Consider the following 14,397-nt stretch of genomic DNA (forward strand, 5'->3'; position numbering starts at 1 on the left):
CCCGTATGGCCGACGCCCGCCGCGACGGACTCCTCGCCGTCCTGACCCTCGCCGCCCTCGTCGTCGTCGGGGTCCGCACTGTCGGCGTCACGCCCTTTCTCCGGCCACTCGCCGCCGCCGTCGGCGTCGCGGGCGCCCTCGTGCTCGAGTGGGCCTTCCTCGCGTCGCCGACGCTCGCAACCGGCTGGGAACGGCGCGGCGTCCCCGTCGTCAGCGCCGTCGCCGTCGTCGTCGCCGCCGCCGTCCTCGTCCCGCGGGCGCCGTGGCTCGTCGGCGCGGCGGCGTGGGGGCTCGTGACCTACGGCGGCCTGCTCGGCTGCGCCCTCGTCGGCTGGGGAAACCCGGTGGCGCGGGTGTCGACCCGGCGGGGCCGCTGACCCGAACGAAGTTGACGATTCACTGTAATTAGGCGCTAAGTCCTCTTCCTTAAGAAGCAACGCAGGGAGCGAAGCGACCGAGTAGCGCAGTAGGGAGGGGATACAGCGTTGACGAGACGCTCCGCGTCTCGTCTGCACACGAGAGCTTTGCTCTCGTGAACGCCGCACGATTCTCAAACACGTTCGCCGCTCGGCCCACAGGCCACTCCCACCTTTATGTCTATCCAAAGTCTATACATCGGTGATGGATAGGTTTGAAATCGAAGGAGAAGAAGTCCTCGACGGAACTGCAAAACCGTCGGGAAATAGTGCCCACGTCATCGTCCCCAAACGCTGGCGCGGAGCCGACGTGAAAGTCGTCCGCGTCTCCGACCCCGACTCAGACGAATAGCCTATGCACTACAACTACAAGTATCGACTCACCCCGTCAGAAGCCCTCGAAGAGGAGCTTCTGCACCACGTCGATACTTGTAGGCAACTGTACAATCACGTCCACCACCTGCTCAACGAGGCAGACGACATTCCCGCTCGCTACGAGGTGCAGGGGCGACTCCCCGACCTCAAAACGTGGTGGGACGACCTCGGAGATGTCCACTCGAAAGTTCTCCAGATGGTCGTCAAGCGCGTCTACGACAACCTCTCAACGCTCAAAGCACAGAAGGAGAACGGACGCGCCGTGGGGATGCTCAAGTGGAAACCACCCCGGGAGTATCGGTCGCTCACCTACAACCAGTCCGGCTTCGAACTCAAGAACACGAGTGGTCGGCCCACGTTGTGGTTGAGCAAGATCGGCGAGATCCCGATTCACCTCCACCGAGACATCCCTGAGAACGCGACCATCAAACAAGTCGCGGTCAAACGCGAACCCACGGGCGAGTGGTATGCCACGTTCGGTATCGACGTGAACGAGGATACACCAGAGAAGCTGGAGAACCCCGAGAGGGTGGTCGGAATCGACGTGGGCATCCTCAAGTACGCACACGACACCGACGGGTACGCCATCAAAAGCCCTGACTTCATCGAGGAGCGCAAACGACTCGAACGCGCTCAACGCGATCTCTCGCGGAAGGAACACGGCTCTGAGAATTGGGAGAAACAGCGGCAGGTCGTTGCCGAACGACACTCCGACCTCAAGCGGAAGCGTCGGGACTTCCTTCACAAGTTGTCGAACTACTACGCCCTAGAGTACGACCTCGTGGCTGTGGAGGACTTGGACGCGAAGGGGTTGGTCGAACTGCCGGGCAACTCGCGGAACCGGGCAGGAGCGGCTTGGGGGACGTTTCTGCGGATGCTCGAATACAAGTGCGAGCGCGAAGGGACGTACTTCGTCGCAGTTGACCCGAAAGAGACGACGAAGGAGTGCGCGTCCTGCGGCGTCAAGACGGACAAGCCGCTGTGGGTTCGCGAACACTCGTGTCCGTCGTGTGGGTTCGAGGCGGACAGGGACGCGAATGCGGCGTGGAATATTCTTTCTCGCGGTCTCGAAGACGTAGGAGTGGGATACTCCGAATCAACGCCTGTGGAGACTGCGCTCCCTGTGGACACCATTGTGTCTGGAAAGCGCGTCGTGGAAACAGGAAGCCCCACCCTCAAGGAGCGAACCGCGTCAGCGGTGAGCGAGTAGGGTGGGGTAGTTCACATAATTTAGTAGACGGAACGAGAGGCACCCATATGGACACACGACAATCGAGCAAACCCAGCTCCCAGCCCCACCGATGGTAAATGTCGCGCTCTCGCTGGCGCAAGTCGTCCTTGCGCTGGCTCTGGTGGTGTTGAACGGCTTTTTTGTCGCTGCAGAGTTCGCCTTCGTACGGATACGAGGGACATCGGTCGAACAACTTGCTGAGGAGGGACGCCCCGGCGCGGGGACGCTCCAAGAAGTGATGGTGAGCCTTGACGACTATCTCGCGACGACGCAACTCGGCATTACCATCGCCTCGCTCGGGTTGGGGTGGGTCGGCGAACCCGCCGTGGCGGCGCTCATCGAACCCGTATTGGAACCGATTCTCCCGGCGGGTCTCATCCATCTCGTCGCTTTCGCAATCGGCTTCAGTATCATCACGTTCCTCCACGTCGTCTTCGGTGAACTCGCGCCGAAGACGCTCGCAATCGCCCAGACCGAGCGACTCTCCCTGTTCCTCGCCCCGCCGATGAAGGTCTTCTATTACATCCTCTATCCAGGAATCGTCGTCTTCAACGGGGCTGCCAACGCATTCACGCGAGCACTCGGCGTGCCACCCGCCTCCGAAACGGACGAGACGCTCGGCGAGCGGGAGCTCCTTCGGGTGCTGACTCGATCCGGCGAGGAAGGAGACATCGACGTTGCAGAGGTGAAGATGATCGAGCGGGTCTTCGATCTCGACGACGTCGTGGTGCGGGAGGTCATGGTTCCACGACCGGACGTGGTGAGCGTTCCCGCCGATGCCTCGCTCTCCGACCTCCAGTCGATCGTCCTTGAGACTGGTCATACGCGCTATCCAGTTCTTGATGCCGACGACAGCGACCAAGTGATCGGATTCGTAGACGTCAAGGACGTGCTCCGAGCGGAGGTGAAGGACGGTGACGCCGAGATAGTCGGCGACATCGCCCGCGAGATTGTCATCGCTCCTGAGACGATGGCACTGAGCGATCTCCTGAGGCAGTTCAGGGAAGATCAACAGCAAATGGCCGCAGTTATCGACGAGTGGGGTGCATTTGAGGGGATTGCAACGGTTGAAGACGTCGTCGAGGCGCTCGTTGGAGACCTCCGGGATGAGTTTGATATGGACGAGCGTGAACCCTCGATTCGTCGGCGTGGCGATGAGGGGTACGACATCGACGGCAGTGTCCCGTTATCGAAAATCAACGACACGATCGAGGGAGATTTCACAAGTGAAGAGGTCGAAACCATCGGTGGACTGGTACTCGAGCAACTCAACCGTGCGCCAGAACGTGGCGATCGCGTTGAGGTCGACGGGTACACCATTGAGGTGACGAACGTTGAGGGGACCCGAATTTCGACGGTCTGGATCCACGAACGTGAAGCGGATGATTCAGCGTAATGCAAGGAGGAGCCTCCGACCTCAAGGAGCGAGCGTCGCGAGCGAGTAGGTCGGAGAGGAAACCGACTCGGTACTACACCAACCACGCTCGATGGCTGGCCGACTCCCCCACTGAATCGTGACTAATATAAAGACATAGACTCACATCTGAAGTACGGATGGAGATACGTCGCACCGTCCCCGTCAAACTCGACGTGGCCGACAGCGACGCCGACCTTCTCCACGAAACCATCTCCGAGTTCCTGTGGGCCGCCAACTACGTCGTCGACCACGCGTGGCAAGGCGAGTACAAGACCACAAGCAAAGCCGAACTCCAGCGCGAAACCTACGACGACGTACGGGCCAAAACGAGGCTCCAAGCGAACCTCGTTCAGAACGCTCGCAACAGGGCCGCCGACGCCGTACAGAGCGTCGTCGCTCGGTGGAAGCAAGGTGACGATGCAGGGAAGCCGCACTTCACTGCCCCGACGCTCGTCTACGACAAGCGATGTGCGACGTTCAACGACGACCACGCGACGCTCTCAACCGTCGACGGGCGTATCACGGTTAAGTACGTCCTCCCCGACGAGAGCCGCGAGACGCCCCACTCGGAGTACCTGTTCAACGATGACTACGAAGTGACGGGTGGGGAACTCCACTACCGCGACGGTGAGTTCTACCTTCACGTCCGAACAAAGGCGGACGTGGAGTCCGAGACTGCCGACAAAGGCAACGACGGGCACAGCACAGTCCTCGGCGTTGACCTCGGCATCGAGAACGTCGCCGTCACTTCGACAGGTTCGTTCTGGAACGGATCGGAGTTGAACCACTGGCACCGCGAGTTCGAGAAACGACGGGGGTCGCTTCAACAGCGTGGAACGCGGGCCGCTCACGAAACCATCCAGTCGGTCGGACGCACCGAGACGGGTCGCTACGACCACTTCTTACATACCGTCTCGAAGGAACTCGTCGCGGAAGCCGTCGAGAACGGCTGTGACGTGATCGCATTCGAGAACCTGACGGGGATTCGTGAGCGGATGCCGAACGCCAAGAAGTTCCACGCGTGGGCGTTCCGACGCTTGTTCGAGTACGTCGAATACAAAGCCGAAGTCGTCGGCATCTCGGTTGAACAGGTGAGTCCCGCATACACGAGCCAGCGGTGTTCCAAGTGTGGGACGACGCTCCGCGAAAACCGCCAGACACAAGAGCGATTCTGTTGCCAGAAGTGCGGCTATGAAGTGAACGCCGACTACAACGCGGCGAAGAATATCGGTGTAAAGTATCTCCGCTCGGCGCAAAAGTCGTCGGGCGGAGGCGCACCCGTAAACGTGCGCTTGAATCGCGGGACGCTGAACGTGAACGGCGAGTATTCGCCTGCCTGTGAAGGCCAGAACGGGAGTCCACGCGAAAGCCCCATCACCAGAACCGAAGGTTCTGGTTAGCAGTCAGAGGCTCCGCTTCTGACGACACCCTCAACGAAGCGAACGGCGAAGCCGTGAGCGAGTAGGGTGGGGTAGTTTACTGGTAGACTGATCGGGATTATGGTAGCCGGTCGGAGGTCCAGCGACCCTCGACCGGCAGAGAATGAGATTCGCATGAAAGCGAATCGATGGACTACTACGATACCAGATACGCGCTGTATATGCAGCACGTTCGCATAATATCCATCGAAACTGGTGATTTCTCTAAGTATCAATCCCCAACCTGCCTAACGGCTATTCCGGCAAGAAAGGTGTCGAGAAAATAGGATTTCAACAGAGCCGCTGACCCCTACTCCGTCCGCCGGACGATGTGGACGTCGTACTTCGCGTCGGTCGAGAGCGGGCCGCCGACGCTCGTCACCGGCATCGAGACACGCCCGGCGTTCTCGCTCCCGACGAAGATGATCGACACGTCGAGCTCCGCGGCGACCGACCGGATCGTCTGGGTGACGTTGTCGATGGTCGTCGCCGTCGGATGCTCGCTCGGCGGCGGATGCTCACACCGGAAGGTCGCGTCGGCGTCTATCTCCCCGACGCGCAGTTCGAACTCCGTGCAGATCGCCTCGGGATCGTACGGCTCACCGGGCTCGATCCAGCCACGGTCCGTCGCGAACGACTCGTCCTCGGGGACGACCGTCAGCGCGACCACCGCCTCGTCCCGGTAGTCGGCGAACTCGCGGGCGCGCCGCAGGGCCGCCTCGGCGAGGGCCGACCCGTCGAATGGCACCAGTAGGGTCACGCCTCGGGTTTCATCGGGCTCGGTCTTATAGTATCGGCCTACAGCCCCGTCGCCCCCGCTCCCGCCCCGTTTCGAGGGGTCTCGGACGGTCGGTGACCCGTCGGAGCGCCGGCAACTGCTCCGTCCGGCCGTCGCCGCCGCGTACGGCCAACCGTCGCGTGGCCGTGTCGCTCACGCCGCCGAAATGGTTGATCGGCCAATAGTTTTATTCAGGTATCATTTGTACGCTCCGCCGTGGCTCATCGGTGAATAATAATGAGGAATACGGCACCGGGGCGTCGTTCCACGCCTCCCGACGTAGACGTATCGCGTTCGACCGACGTGGCTCGTGGCACATCCCCGACGGTACCGTCCCCGGGTGGCACGCGATGACGTTGACGCTCGGCGCCGAGGGTGACGCCGTCGCGGAACTGCAGGACCGCCTCGCGGATCGTGGCTACGACGTCGGCCCCGTCGACGGCTCCTTCGGCCGTCGCACGCGGGAGGCGGTCGCCGACCTCCAGCACGAACACTGCCTGTCGCCGACGGGGGCCGTCACGGCCGAGACGGCCGAGGAACTGGGCCTCGAAGTGGACGCCCCCGAGGTCGAGGAGACGCGCTCGCAGTTCGCGCGGTTCGTGACGCGGAACCCCAACTACTTCGGCAACCGACCGTCGCTCGACTTCGAGCCAGTCGTCGAGAAAATCGGGGACACTCGCTACGAGTCGGTCACGTGCGTCGGGTACGACCCGGGCACGAGCCAGCTCGAAGCCGTCGTGAGCGTCGAGCGCGACGCCGGCTACGGCGGCGACGTCTGCACCGACGGCTCCGTCGAGTACGTCCGCTTTTTCGTCGACCGGGACCGCGACGGAAACTGGGAGGACGTGGGTGTCGCGTCGACCCGCGTGTACGACATGCCGGGGCCGAAGCCCGTCGACTACGCCGTCTCGGTCGAGCTAGAGCAGGAGCTCGACCCGTGCGATTCGGCGGTCCTGCCGAAGGTGCGGGCGATCCTGAGCTGGTCGGTCGAACCGCCCGCGGGCGACGAGACGTTCCGTCCGGTGTGGGGGAACCGTCACGAGGCGAACATCCAGCTCGAACCCCGGGCACCGACGGTCGGCGACCTCGTCGACGAGGACCTGCTCGGCTCCGACCTGTTGGACGGCGTGGACCTTGACGCCTCGATGCCGTTCGACCCGCCGTCACCGACCCCGACGCAGCTGCTCACGGCGTACGAGGGGACGAGCGTCCCGGCTCATCGGGCCGGATTCGGGGAGTTCAAGCGCTTGCTGAGCGGTCCGATCCCCTCGGGCCCGAGCGGACCGTCCGGTCCCGAGGGACCGACGCCGCCCGCCCCCTTCCCGGGACCGATCCCGGTGCCGTACCCCGACGGTCCGCAGGTCGACCTCCCCGAGGGACTCGCGCCCGATCTGGACGACCTGGTCGACGATCTGTTCGACACGGCGGGCAACACGAGCTACGAGGAACTGGACTGTGTGGGCTTCCGACGGGGGCTCCTCACCGGCCTGCTGACGATCAAGCGCCCCTCCGGCTACTCCGGCGGCCTCTGTACCGCCGGCAGTCCGGAGTACGTCGCCTTCTGGGAGAAGCCGGCGAGCGGCGGGACGTGGACCCACGTCGGCACGGGGTCGGTCACCGTCCACGACATCCCGGGACTCCCGAGCGACGGCCTCCAGTACGCCGTCCACCTGCCCGCTGACTTGAGTCATCACCGACAGCCGTGCGACGAGGGCCCCAGCCTCGTCACGATCCGCGCCGTCGTGTCGTGGAACCGGAAGCCACCGTCGAACGACCCCAACTTCGTCCCGACGTGGGGGAACCGCCACGAGACGCTCGTCCAGGTGCCGCCGGGACCGGACCCCGGCGAGGGCCTGCTCGAAGTCGGCACGCTGGGGAACGTGGTGCCGACGGACATCGAGCAGTCGACGGGGAACCCCACGACCGGCACCGCGACCGGCCCGCTCGTGTCCAGCGGCGGGTCGGTCAACGCGACCGAGGCGTCGTTCGGCGGGCGCGTGACCATCACCGGCCGCCCCGACGGCATCTCCCCGTCCGCGAGCGGCCCGAACAGCCTGAAGTACCGCATCTCGGTCAAGCCCCACGACGCCCCGGACAGCGCCTACCGGCCGCTCACCAACGAGTTCCGGGTCGCCACCTACGCGAACCCCGGAACCTTCCAGCCCATGACCGTCGACGGCGACGGCTTCTACACGTACGTCCCGGGCGTCAAACAGCACCTCCTCGCCGTCTGGCACACGAGCGATGACGGCGTGTACGACCTGCAGATCGAGGCGAAACGCGGCGACGGGTCGCCCGTCGACGCCGCCGCCATCACCTACCCCGACGGGACGACCGAGTCCGAGGCCGTGATCCGCCTCGACAACACCGCTCCGGACGCCGAACTCGACATCACCGAAGTGGTGCCCGGCGGGAGTGGCACCCCCGAATCGGCCGACGAGTGTGGCTTCTTCACCGTCGGCGATACGGTCCGCGGGACGTTCACCGCCGACGACGAACACTTCCGCGCCGGGCCGACCGGCTGGGCACCCTACCGCTTCCAGGTCCACCCCGGCGGCCCGGCGGGCGGCGCCACGCCGACCGAGCGAACCCCCGGCGGATCGACGACCGTCCGGGCCCGTGGCGGCGGCGACGGCCACTGGACGCTCGACACGAGCGGCATGCAGTCCTGTGGCTACATCGTCGACCTCGACGTCGCCGACAACGTGATCGTCAACAACAACTACCGCGGCCACCGCGCCGGCGACTCCGAGGGCTTCTGCCTCCTCGAACCCGGCCAGGAGGTCGTCAGCGACGAGGAGGGTGAGGGCGACGGCGACGGCGCCTGAGCCCCGCGGCCCGCCGCCGAAATCAAATCTGAGAAGCGCCGTCCAACGTTTATATACCATCGCGCGGCACCTCGCGCCATGCCCGACCGGACCCGAGTCGTCGCCCGCCGTCGTGGGGGTGGCTCGTGACGACGGACGACCCCCGGGCGGACGGCGGCATGCCCGTCGAGACAGTTCCGTCGGCGGAGTCGCCCTCGGCGGGCTACGCGTCGTCGTTCGACCGCGTCCTCTACGCCCTGTTCGCCCGCCACGCCGACGACAGCCGGCACGTCCGTGACCGCAAGCGCTACCGGGGGACCGACCTCCGTCTCAGCTTCGACGTGTATCTCGCCCGCGTCTACGGGCTCTCGTGGGCCGTCGCGTTCGCCGTGGCGCTCCCGGCCGTCGCCGTCGCGGTGACGGTGGGTGACCGCCTCCCGCTCCCGGCCGTCGGCGACGCCCTCCCGCTTGCCGGTATCGGTCTCCCCGCCCCGTCGGTGACCGTCGTCGTCGCGGCCGTGGGCGTCGCCGTCGGCGGCCTCGCGAAGGCCGCGACCGTCCGCCTCGGCGGCGGCTACCTGCGCTGGCTGGCGACCGCCCGCCGAAATGACATCGAGCGCACCCTCCCCGGCGCCGTCCGCTACCTGCACGTCCTCTCTTCGGGGAGCGACGGCCACCGGACGATGCTCCGGAAAGTGGCCGCCACCGACCCCTACGGCGAGACGGCGGTGTCGATCCGGAAGGTGCTGAACACCGCCGTCCTCACCGGGAGCCTCCACGAAGGCCTCCGACGCATCGCCCGCGATACGCCCTCGCGGGAACTGCTCGCGCCCTTCCTCCTGAAGTTCAGCGAACACGCCCAGCAGGGGGAGGCCGAACTCGCGAACTACCTCCGGATGGAGAGTCGGATGCTCGCCCACCGACAGGACCGCGCCCGCCAGCGCGCCGCCGGCCTCCTCGAACTCCTCTCGGAGGTGTTCATGGTTCTGCTCGTCCTGCCGACGCTGCTCGTCATCGTACTCACCGTCCTCGCCATCATCTCGCCGGCCCTCTCCGAACCGGTCGCGACGCCGCTCGGTACGACCACCGCCCGCGCCATCGTCGTCTACGCGAGCGCCCTGTTCGTCCTCGGTCTTGGCCTCGGCGCGAGCATCGTCGTCGGGGGGCTTCGCCCGCCCGGGCAGACCGTCGAGTACGACCGCCCGTCCGGCGCGCTCGCAACGCTCGCCACGGCCGCCACCAACCCCGCGAGTGCGGCGGTCGTCGCCCTCCTCCCCGCCGTCGCCGTCGCCGCCGCCCTCGACGCCGTGGGCTCCCCGCCCGCCGACGTGGCGCTCCTCGGCTACGCCGCCTACGCCCTCCCGGTCGGCATCGTCGGCATCCGTCGCGCCCGCCTCGACGACGCCAAGGACCGCGAGATAAAGGACTTCGTCCACGCCGTCTCCGGCCACGTCAACCTCGGCCGTCCCTTTCCCCGCGCGGTCGAACTCGTCGCCCGCGACGTAGACTTCGGGCCACTCGACCCCGACGTGGCCGACCTCGCGCTCAACCTCGGGTTCACCTCCCCGGAGACGGGCCTCGACGAGAACGTCCGTACCGCGGCGCTCGAACGCTTCGTCGAGACGGTCGGGACGCCGCTGGCCGAACAGACCGTCGGCCTGGTGACCGGGGCGCTCGACTCCGGGAGCGACGCGGGCACCGTCTTCGATACGCTCCAGACGGAGATCGGTCGACTCTACCACGAGAAGCGCCAACTCCGCGCCAACCTGCTCGCCTACGTCGCCGTCGGGTGGACGACCGCTCTGCTGGTCGTCGGCATCGCCGTCGCCGTCGGCCTCCACGTCTTCGACGGTTTCGAGCAACTCGCCTCAATCCGCGGATCTACCGGCTACATCATCGAGGGATCGGCCATCGACCTGGACCGCGAGCGCTATCGCCTCTACGTCGTCACGCAGGCGACGATGCTCGCCTCGGGGTGGTTCGCCGGCACCGCCAGCCGCGGCCGCTACGAGGCGCTGTTGCACTCCGGGGCGCTCGTGGTCGTCTGTCACGCCGTCTTCGTGGCGACGGGGATGATATGACTCCCCGAAACCGCGCGCAGTCGGCGCCCGTCGGCGTGGCCATCCTGCTGGCGGTGACCGTGGTGAGCATGTCGGCGCTGACCGTCGCCGTCGGCTCCGTCGTCGAGGAAGGGGCGAGCGAGGCGGAGGCCCGCGGCGCCGCGGCGTCGATGGACGCCGCCCTCGACGCCGAACGGTACGGCCCGCACGAGCACACCCTTTCCCTACACGAAGGCCGACTTCGCACCGTCGAGCGCTCGGTTCGGGTGCTCGTCGGGAACCGAATCGCGTTCGAGCGAGCGGCCGGCGGACTCGTCTTCGCCGCCGGCGACCGGCGGGTCCGGCACGTCGGCGGCGCAACCGTCCGCGGCACCGGCACCGGCGCCGTCTTCCACGCACCGCCGTCGCTGGCGGTCCGCAACGGGACGCTCTTTCTCGACGTGTCGACGCTCGACGCCCCCGCCGTCGCCGTCGCCGGCCCGGGGACGGTGACCCTGCGGACGAACGTGACCCACGACCGCCGACATCTGACCGGTGGCGGCTACGCCGTCGCCGTCGAGACGCGGACACCCGCCGTCTGGGAGCGGTGGTTCGCCGACGTGGGCGCGACGACGACCCGCCGCTCCCTGGACGACGACGACGTGCCGAGCGTCGTCGCGCGCTTCCCCGACGCTCGTGACGCGTACGTCTTCGTCCACGACCTGCACCTGGAGGTGGGGCGGTGAGCGACCGGGACCGCGCCCTCGCGCCCGTCGTCGGCAAGGGGCTGGAGGCGCTGATCGTTCTCCTCTACGTCGCGTCGCTCGTCGCCACCCTCCACGGCGGCGTCCTCCCCGAGTACCGCACGACTGCGGCCGCGGAGGTGAGCGACCGCACCCTCGCGACCGCCGCCGACCGCATCGAGGCGTCCGTCCCGCGGCGAGCGAGCGCCGTCGACGTGACTCGGACCGTCGCCCTTCCCGACACCATCGATCGCGCGACGTACCGGATCCGCACCGTCGACGGCGCCCTCGTCCTCGACCACCCCGACCCCGCCCTCTCCGGGCGCGTCCCGCTCGCACTGCCGGAGCGCGTCGTCGCCGTCGAGGGGGCGTGGAAGAGCGACGACCGAACCGTCGTCCGGGTGCGCGCCACCGGCGGCCGAGTGCGGGTGATCCTGTCGTGAGGGCCCAGACCAACCTCGTCGCGCTCGTCCTCGCGCTCGTCCTCGTGACCGGGGCGACCGTCGTCGGCGTCGGCGTCGCCGACGGTGCGCTCGCCGGCGCCGACCGCGACCCTCTCGACCGACACGCCGCGACTTCGGTCGCCGACCGTCTGGTCGCCCCCGACTCCCCGACGTCGGTGTGGGCGAACGCGCTCGACGCCGCTGCGGTCGAGGCGCTGAACGCGAGCCGTGTCGAGGCGCTCGCTCCGCCCGCCGAGGGGGCCGCCCTCCGGATCACCCTCGACGGCGAGGCGGTCGCCGAGCGCGGCAACCCGGTTGGTGGCGTCACCGTCCGGCGGTCGGTAACCGTCGTCTCCCGTTCGGAGTCGGTGCGGCGGGTGGTCAACCTCTCCCGTGGGTCGACGGTACGGGTTCCGCGGGGCATTGGGCGGGCGACCGTCGCCGTCGACTCCGGGGAGAACACCACCGTCCGCACCGTCCGCGCCGACGGGCGCGTCGTGTTGTACGACGGTGCGGGCCTGGATGCGAACGCCACCGTCCACCTCTCCAGATACGAGCCGACGACGGTCAGAACTGGGGCCGGCGCGAACGCCACCGGGCGCGTCGTCGTGACCTACCGCCGGCCCTCCGTCGAGACGCACACGTTGGCGGTGACCGTCGATGCCTAGGGGGCAACTCTCGCTGACCGTCGTCGAGGCCGTCGTCGGCGTCGTCCTCGTGATGGGTGTGGCTGCCGGCTTCACCGTCGTCTCGACGGGACCGTCCCCGTCGACGCCCCAACTCGACACGCTGGCCGACGACGCCGCGACCGCTCTCGCCTCGGAGCCGACCGCGGGCGGGCGCGACTCCCGGCTGGCCGCACTCGCTCGCTCCGAGGGGTCGTTCGGCGCGACTCGTCGGTCGGCCCGTGAGCGGCTCACGGATCTGCTCCCCGCCGACGTGCTCTTTCGGGTGCGGACGCCCCACGGCTCCGTCGGCTACCCCCAGCCCCCGACCGCCACCGTCGGCTCGACGACGGTTCCGACGCGCTACGGTCCGGTCACGATCCGGGTGTGGTACGGATGAGCGGGCGGCGTCGCGGTCAACTCGTCCTGCTCGCGGCGGCGGTGGTGGTCACCGCGCTGGTTCCCATGCTCCTCGCCTACGCCCAGTTGACCGTCGGCGTCGCCGGCGAGGCGGCCGACACCGATGCCACGCAGTCGCTCGACGACGCCACGCGGTCGCTCGAACGCGCCGTCGCCGACACGACGGTCGCGGTGGCGAACGGCACCGATCCGGACAGCCACCGAACCGTCGCGGCGCTGGCGACCGACCGCCTCAACTCGACGGTGACGACGCTCGAATCGTCCGGGACGGGGCGGGGCGTGACCGTCGCCATCGACTGGAACGCCTCCGCGGCCCGGAACTGGGCGCGCACGGACTGCCCCGGGGGACCGGGTCGCGCGTTCGACACCTGTGCGGTCGACGACGGCGTCGTCACGCAGACGCGCGCCAACTCGACCGCCCTCGTCGCCGTCGCGTTCGACGTGACGGTTCGGGGACCGGACGGGACGGCGACCGCGACGGTCGTGATCCGGGGGGTTCGGGGGGTAATCGCCGACCGCCGGTCGGCCGCCGCGTCGCTCACACCCCCGGTCGCCAGCCGCGAAGCAACGCGGCACACAGCCCGCCGGTCGAGAGGCCGAACGCCAGGCTCGTGGTCCGAAAGAGCAGGACGGCGGTGGCCGCGGTGACGCTCGCGACGCCCGTCGTGACGACGAGCGCGCCGCCGAGGAGCAGGTCGTACGCCCCGAGACTCGCCGGGACGGGGACGACCGTCGCGGCCTGCGGGAGCGGCACGACGACGAGGATCGGGAGGAAGGCCACGGGGGTCCCGAGCGCGGTCAGGAGCGTCCACAGCGCCGCGGCGACGAGCAGTTGTTCGAGGAGTCCGCCGAGGACGATCAAGAGGACCAGCGCGGGCCGGTCCCCGAACTCCGCGACCCGGGACCGGAAGCGGTCGACGGCGTCGGCGACGCGGTCGCGGTCGGCCGCGACGCCCGGGACGACCGTCGAGACGGCGGCGGCGACGGGCGTCAGTACCGCGACCGACAGGCGGGCGAGGCGGCCGCCGACGGCGACGGCGACGACGCCGACCGCGAGCACCGCGACGACGCCGGCGACGAGCGTCCGCAGGACGCCCGCGGCGTCGCCACGGAGGACGGCGACCCCGACGACGCTCGACAGCAGGATCTGCCCGGCCGCCTTGACGTATTTCGCCACGCCGCGGACGCCGAGCGCCTCGCTGTAGCCGGTCCCCGTCGCCACGCTGATGAACCGGGACATGATCGGTTCGGAGCTCGCGGCCCCCGCCGGACTCACGATGTCGAAGAAGTCGCCGGCGAGCGCGAACTGGACGCTCCGGAGCGGGTCGAGACCGCCGCCGAGCGGGCGCACAGACGCCCAGAACCCGATCCCGTCGGCCACGCCCTCCGCGACGACGAGGAGGACGAGCGCGCCCAGCGCCCACGGCGCGACGGTCCGTGCCCGGTCGACGATGCCCCCGACGCCCACGGACCACGCGTACAGGAGGAGGGCGCCGCCGCCGAGTGCGACGCCGAGGAGGAACCGGACCCGCTTGTGCATGCCGCGAACACGGGTCGACGGTGGGATGAATCTGCTGATCGAGCGGTTCGCACGGTCAACGCGCCGAACCGCCGCAGGCAGGGAGCGCCGACGCGTCGCGGGCGA

The 14,397-nt window shown here is 68.0% G+C and carries 14 protein-coding genes; 12 read left to right on the top strand and 2 right to left on the bottom strand.

What is annotated here, in order from left to right:
* Nucleotides 1–5 precede the first annotated feature (5 nt).
* The 5 genes from DU484_RS05500 to DU484_RS05520 all read left to right on the top strand — a co-directional run bounded on the left by DU484_RS05500 (nucleotide 6) and on the right by DU484_RS05520 (nucleotide 4,839).
* On the top strand, nucleotides 6–377 hold the full coding sequence (locus DU484_RS05500; protein WP_114605323.1) for a hypothetical protein: 372 nt from the start codon (nucleotides 6–8) through the stop codon (nucleotides 375–377).
* A gap of 241 nt (nucleotides 378–618) precedes the next feature.
* Nucleotides 619–768, top strand: a complete 150-nt coding sequence (locus tag DU484_RS05505; protein ID WP_114585475.1) for a DUF2080 family transposase-associated protein — start codon at nucleotides 619–621, stop codon at nucleotides 766–768.
* Nucleotides 769–771: 3 nt separating this feature from the next.
* Nucleotides 772–2,001 carry an RNA-guided endonuclease InsQ/TnpB family protein gene (locus DU484_RS05510; protein WP_114605324.1) on the top strand — a complete coding sequence of 410 codons (1,230 nt, stop codon included), beginning with the start codon at nucleotides 772–774 and terminating at the stop codon, nucleotides 1,999–2,001.
* A gap of 91 nt (nucleotides 2,002–2,092) precedes the next feature.
* Nucleotides 2,093–3,418 carry a hemolysin family protein gene (locus DU484_RS05515; protein ID WP_114605325.1) on the top strand — a complete coding sequence of 442 codons (1,326 nt, stop codon included), beginning with the start codon at nucleotides 2,093–2,095 and terminating at the stop codon, nucleotides 3,416–3,418.
* 158 nt (nucleotides 3,419–3,576) lie between these two features.
* A complete protein-coding gene (locus tag DU484_RS05520) occupies nucleotides 3,577–4,839 on the top strand; it encodes an RNA-guided endonuclease InsQ/TnpB family protein (RefSeq protein WP_114605326.1) in 1,263 nt (420 codons plus the stop codon).
* 328 nt (nucleotides 4,840–5,167) lie between these two features.
* Here the strand turns inward: DU484_RS05520 and DU484_RS05525 are convergent, their stop codons facing one another.
* On the bottom strand, nucleotides 5,168–5,617 hold the full coding sequence (locus DU484_RS05525) for a universal stress protein (RefSeq protein ID WP_114605327.1): 450 nt from the start codon (nucleotides 5,615–5,617) through the stop codon (nucleotides 5,168–5,170).
* 245 nt (nucleotides 5,618–5,862) lie between these two features.
* Between DU484_RS05525 and DU484_RS05530 the strand changes: the two genes are divergently transcribed.
* The 7 genes from DU484_RS05530 to DU484_RS05560 all read left to right on the top strand — a co-directional run bounded on the left by DU484_RS05530 (nucleotide 5,863) and on the right by DU484_RS05560 (nucleotide 13,400).
* Nucleotides 5,863–8,463 carry a peptidoglycan-binding domain-containing protein gene (locus DU484_RS05530; RefSeq protein ID WP_157969502.1) on the top strand — a complete coding sequence of 867 codons (2,601 nt, stop codon included), beginning with the start codon at nucleotides 5,863–5,865 and terminating at the stop codon, nucleotides 8,461–8,463.
* Nucleotides 8,464–8,621: 158 nt separating this feature from the next.
* On the top strand, nucleotides 8,622–10,523 hold the full coding sequence (locus tag DU484_RS05535; RefSeq protein WP_114606715.1) for a type II secretion system F family protein: 1,902 nt from the start codon (nucleotides 8,622–8,624) through the stop codon (nucleotides 10,521–10,523).
* Nucleotides 10,520–11,227, top strand: a complete 708-nt coding sequence (locus tag DU484_RS05540; protein WP_114605329.1) for a DUF7289 family protein — start codon at nucleotides 10,520–10,522, stop codon at nucleotides 11,225–11,227. Before DU484_RS05535 ends, DU484_RS05540 begins: the two co-directional genes overlap by 4 nt.
* The gene (locus DU484_RS05545; protein WP_114605330.1) at nucleotides 11,224–11,667 is read left to right on the top strand and encodes a DUF7266 family protein; all 444 of its coding nucleotides are present in this window, start codon (nucleotides 11,224–11,226) and stop codon (nucleotides 11,665–11,667) included. The genes DU484_RS05540 and DU484_RS05545 overlap by 4 nt, the downstream gene beginning before the upstream one ends.
* Nucleotides 11,664–12,335, top strand: a complete 672-nt coding sequence (locus tag DU484_RS05550; protein ID WP_114605331.1) for a DUF7263 family protein — start codon at nucleotides 11,664–11,666, stop codon at nucleotides 12,333–12,335. Before DU484_RS05545 ends, DU484_RS05550 begins: the two co-directional genes overlap by 4 nt.
* Nucleotides 12,328–12,732: a DUF7262 family protein gene (locus DU484_RS05555; protein ID WP_114605332.1), complete on the top strand. Its 405-nt coding sequence runs from the start codon at nucleotides 12,328–12,330 to the stop codon at nucleotides 12,730–12,732. Before DU484_RS05550 ends, DU484_RS05555 begins: the two co-directional genes overlap by 8 nt.
* Nucleotides 12,729–13,400 carry a DUF7261 family protein gene (locus DU484_RS05560; RefSeq protein ID WP_114605333.1) on the top strand — a complete coding sequence of 224 codons (672 nt, stop codon included), beginning with the start codon at nucleotides 12,729–12,731 and terminating at the stop codon, nucleotides 13,398–13,400. Before DU484_RS05555 ends, DU484_RS05560 begins: the two co-directional genes overlap by 4 nt.
* On the opposite strand, the gene DU484_RS05565 is transcribed toward DU484_RS05560, so the two are convergent.
* On the bottom strand, nucleotides 13,291–14,292 hold the full coding sequence (locus DU484_RS05565) for a lysylphosphatidylglycerol synthase domain-containing protein (RefSeq protein ID WP_114605334.1): 1,002 nt from the start codon (nucleotides 14,290–14,292) through the stop codon (nucleotides 13,291–13,293). The two genes, DU484_RS05560 and DU484_RS05565, sit on opposite strands and share 110 nt — an antisense overlap.
* Between the last annotated feature and the right edge of the window lie 105 nt (nucleotides 14,293–14,397).

The organism is Haloplanus rubicundus (assembly GCF_003342675.1).
Taxonomy (GTDB): domain Archaea; phylum Halobacteriota; class Halobacteria; order Halobacteriales; family Haloferacaceae; genus Haloplanus; species Haloplanus rubicundus.